Annotated in this window: 2 protein-coding genes; both read left to right on the top strand. The window is 37.4% G+C overall.

Annotated elements, in window-relative coordinates; genetic code table 11:
* Nucleotides 1-2,053 (top strand): anaerobic ribonucleoside-triphosphate reductase (gene nrdD / locus LLA01S_RS11810; RefSeq protein ID WP_061778362.1); only part of this gene is annotated, 2,053 nt, incomplete at its 5' end.
* A 2-nt stretch (nucleotides 2,054-2,055) separates the two neighbouring features.
* The gene (gene nrdG, locus LLA01S_RS11805; protein WP_021215348.1) at nucleotides 2,056-2,655 is read left to right on the top strand and encodes an anaerobic ribonucleoside-triphosphate reductase activating protein; all 600 of its coding nucleotides are present in this window, start codon (nucleotides 2,056-2,058) and stop codon (nucleotides 2,653-2,655) included.
* Nucleotides 2,656-2,791 lie beyond the last annotated feature (136 nt).

The following is a 2,791-nucleotide window of genomic DNA, read 5'->3' as shown; positions in this document are numbered from 1 at the left end:
TCGTTTTTCTGAAAATGTCAAAATTTATGAAATTCAATCAATTGTTGAGCAAGAACTCCTTGAGTCTGGTGAAACTCAATTGGCTGAAGAATATATCTCTTATCGTGCTAACCGTGATTTGGCCCGTACCAAAGCAACGGATATCAATTTTACGATTGAAAAATTAATTAATCGCGACCAAACTGTCGTTAATGAAAATGCCAATAAAGACTCTAACGTTTTCAATACTCAACGTGATTTGACAGCTGGTGCGGTTTCCAAAGCAATTGGATTGAAACTTCTTCCGCCACAAGTGGCAAATGCTCACCAAAAAGGTGATATTCATTATCATGACCTTGATTATAGTCCATTTACTACAATGGCTAACTGTTGTTTGATTGACTTTAAAAATATGTTTGAAAATGGTTTTAAACTTGGAAATGCGCAAGTAGATTCGCCAAAATCAATTCAAACAGCAACTGCGCAAGCCAGTCAAATCATCGCTAATGTGGCTAGTTCACAATATGGTGGTTGTTCATTTGACCGTGCCGATGAAGTATTGGCGCCTTACGCGAAATTAAATTATAAAAAACATTTAAAAGATGTACAAAAATGGATTGATGGTGCTGAAAAACAAGAAGCTTATGCTCGTGAAAAAACAGCCAAAGATATCTATGATGCAATGCAATCTTTAGAATATGAAATTAATACTTTGTTTACTTCAAATGGTCAAACGCCTTTTGTAACGGTTGGTTTTGGTCTTGGAGACGATTGGTATGCGCGTGAAATTCAAAAAGCAATTTTGAATGTCCGGATTGGTGGTTTAGGTTCAGAACACCGTACTGCCATTTTCCCTAAATTAATTTTCACACTCAAACGTGGGCTTAACCTCGAAGTAGGGACACCAAACTATGACATCAAAGAACTTGCACTTGAATGTTCAACAAAACGGATGTACCCTGATATTTTGAGCTATGATAAAATTGTTGAATTAACAGGTTCATTTAAAGCTTCAATGGGTTGTCGTTCATTCTTGCAAGGCTGGAGAGATGAAAATGGGAATGACGTGACTGCTGGACGTAATAATCTTGGAGTTGTTACAGTTAATCTTCCACGTATTGCTCTTGAAGCCGCTGGAAATAAAGAAAAATTCTGGGAAAACTTCAATGAAAGAATTGAAATTGCTCATGATGCGCTTGCCTTTCGTGTTGAACGTGCTAAAGAAGCACAACCTAAAAATGCACCTATTCTCTTTATGAATGGTGCATTGGGACGCCTTGATGCCGAAGGTTCAGTTGATGAATTGTACAATAAAGAACGGTCAACTGTAAGTTTAGGTTACATTGGACTTTATGAAGTGGCGACTACTTTTTATGGCCCAACTTGGGAAAATAATCCTGAAGCTAAAGCTTTTACAATTGAAATTGTGAAACGAATGCATGAAGATTGTGAAGATTGGTCTAAAGCCTCTGGTTATCATTATTCTGTTTACTCAACACCGTCAGAAAGTTTAACTGACCGTTTCTGCCGAATGGATAAAGAAAAATTCGGTTCAGTTGCAGATATTACTGACAAAGATTACTATACTAATTCTTTCCATTATGATGTGCGTAAAAATCCAACTCCATTTGAAAAATTAGAGTTTGAAAAAGACTATCCTGTTTATGCCAATGGTGGATTCATTCATTACTGTGAATATCCTGTTCTTCAACAAAATCCGAAAGCTCTTGAAGCAGTTTGGGACTTTGCCTACGATCGTATTGGATATCTTGGAACAAATGCACCAATTGACCACTGCTATGCTTGTGGCTTTGAAGGAGATTTTGCGGCAACGGAACGTGGATTTAAATGTCCACAATGTGGCAATGATGATCCTAAAACCTGTGACGTTGTCAAAAGAACTTGTGGATATCTTGGAAATCCGCAAGCACGTCCAATGGTTCATGGTCGTCACAAAGAAATTTCATCACGTGTAAAACATATGAATGGTTCTGTCGGAGCTTTGAACGATGGAAATTTAATTGATTCAGTCGAAGTTGACGAAGCGAAATCAAAATATTTTGCGGAGAAATAAGTATGAACAATCCAAAACCAGGAGAATGGAGAGCTGATGAACTCTCACAAAATTATATTGCAGATTATAAACCCTTCAATTTCGTTGATGGTGAAGGGGTGCGCTGCTCACTTTATGTGAGTGGCTGTATGTTTCATTGCGAGGGCTGCTATAATCAAGCCACTTGGTCATTTCGTTATGGAACGCCCTATACCAAAGAGCTTGAAGATAAAATTATGGCTGACCTTGCCGAGCCTTATGTCCAAGGACTGACGCTTCTTGGTGGGGAACCTTTCTTGAATACGACATTTTTGATTCCTTTGCTCAAACGGATTCGTCGTGAGTTACCGGATAAAGATATTTGGTCATGGACAGGTTATACATGGGAAGAGATGTTGCTTGAAACAGATGACAAATTAGAAATGCTTGATTTGTTAGATATTTTAGTTGACGGTCGTTTTGAATTATCAAAGAAAAACTTAATGCTCCAATTCCGTGGGTCATCAAATCAGCGGATTATCGATGTACCAAAATCTCGAAAACAAGGACAAGTTGTCATTTGGGAAAAACTCAATGATGGTGAAAAAACTTTTGAACAAATTCATAAAGAAAAATTAATTTAAAAGTTACTGATGGACATTTGAGTATATCCGTAAGCGCTAAAGTGCCAACGGCTATCTTCTGAAAAAATAAGCACTGACAAATGCGTCAGCGCTTATTTTTTAAATAATTTTGTAAAATCTGGTTCGTCGTCAGTAA

It is taken from the genome of Lactococcus cremoris subsp. cremoris NBRC 100676, assembly GCF_001591705.1.
Lineage (GTDB): Bacteria > Bacillota > Bacilli > Lactobacillales > Streptococcaceae > Lactococcus > Lactococcus cremoris.
Note: the sequence above shows the minus strand (reverse complement) of the source record. Positions and strands in the feature narration are given on the sequence as shown.

Coding starts and splice junctions, on each gene's coding strand:
- nrdG (WP_021215348.1), top strand. CDS start 2,056: ATGAACAATCCAAAACCAGGAGAATGGAGAGCTGATGAACTCTCACAA.